This window comes from Pseudoalteromonas sp. G5_S1_54_S4 (genome assembly GCF_054968565.1).
In genome coordinates, this window is sequence record NZ_JBQKUL010000121.1 from 1 (window position 1) to 1120 (window position 1120).

Annotated in this window: 2 protein-coding genes; both read right to left on the minus strand. The window is 28.5% G+C overall.

All coding sequences use genetic code 11. The features are described from left to right. Positions 1–109 precede the first annotated feature (109 nt). The gene (locus tag ACTRWE_RS19180) at positions 110–589 is read right to left on the minus strand and encodes a hypothetical protein (protein WP_350655143.1); all 480 of its coding nucleotides are present in this window, start codon (positions 587–589) and stop codon (positions 110–112) included. A 180-nt stretch (positions 590–769) separates the two neighbouring features. Beyond that, positions 770–1087, minus strand: coding sequence for a hypothetical protein (locus ACTRWE_RS19185; RefSeq protein WP_350655144.1), 318 nt, complete (start codon positions 1085–1087; stop codon positions 770–772). Positions 1088–1120: the final 33 nt, after the last annotated feature.

Consider the following 1120-nt stretch of genomic DNA (forward strand, 5'->3'; position numbering starts at 1 on the left):
TTTTTAACTACATATAAAACATAGAGAATTAATCGTAAAATATAATTTAATCTTTATTAAGAATAACTCTTTAAAAAGAAATCAAATTTTATGTATTTGTAATTAATTTCTATCTGGGCTGACTTCTCAATACTTCTGTTATAAAGCACTCATGTCGAAAGTCGTCAGCGGTATATTCATCTGCCTTAACATTAGAAATTGAACTATATTTTATCCATAAATTTAAAATATCGACTAAGGCACTTTGTCTTTTTTGAGAGAAATAAAAGCTATTTTTAGACTCTCCATCGTCAAGAAAGCTAGTTTGTAATGCGTAAATATCTATAATTAATTTTATAATTAAAGTAATAGGCTCTTTTTGAATTGAGAAGTGGCGAATACCTATAGCGTGACAAACTTGTAAAAGAGTCGCGTCCATAACCCCTAAAAGATATACTATTTTTAATGTATATATATTTATAGAATTCTCTTGTTCTATTTTTTGCTCTTCCGAAAAGTCTGGGAACAATAAGTTTATAAACTTCAGCTTATTTCTTTTAGTGTTTGCTATTTTCCCGAATTCAAATACTTTAGCCTCGAATAGTTTCATAAATTCATATATATATTCTATTTTCTCAATATCTATCTCGAAATATGGATCTTCTTTTTTTGTTGGTTTTGGATAAAAGCGTGTAAAAATTAATGTAGCATCTTCAGGTCGAATGCATTTAAAGTTACCATTAAATATAACTGCAGAGAATTTTTCTTTAAATAGAGTTAACTCTTTATGCTAAAGATCTATTTTATGCTCAAATTCTTGCCTTTTTATTGTTCTTTCCTGGTAATTCAAATTAGATTGAAACTGTAATGCACGAAAGTTAGCAGTTGCTAGAGTAGCAAGAGGTAATGCTGAACCTAAAATCCATAAGGGAACATTCATATACTCTAAGAAAACAGATAAGGTTTTCTTATTCGGCCATTCAACTGATAGGCCATCGTTTATAAAAATAAAACTCATCAGTAAAGAAGATAAGCCAACCGGTATAATTATAGCTATCCAAAAATATGAATATGTAAATACACTACTAATCTGTTTATTGTTATTCATTTACTTTAAGTCCCTCAATGCACACTCAAGCTA

Excerpts from the sequence above, each read along its gene's own strand:
- ACTRWE_RS19180 (WP_350655143.1), bottom strand. The coding sequence starts at position 589 with ATGAAACTATTCGAGGCTAAAGTATTTGAATTCGGGAAAATAGCAAAC.
- ACTRWE_RS19185 (WP_350655144.1), bottom strand. The coding sequence starts at position 1,087 with ATGAATAACAATAAACAGATTAGTAGTGTATTTACATATTCATATTTT.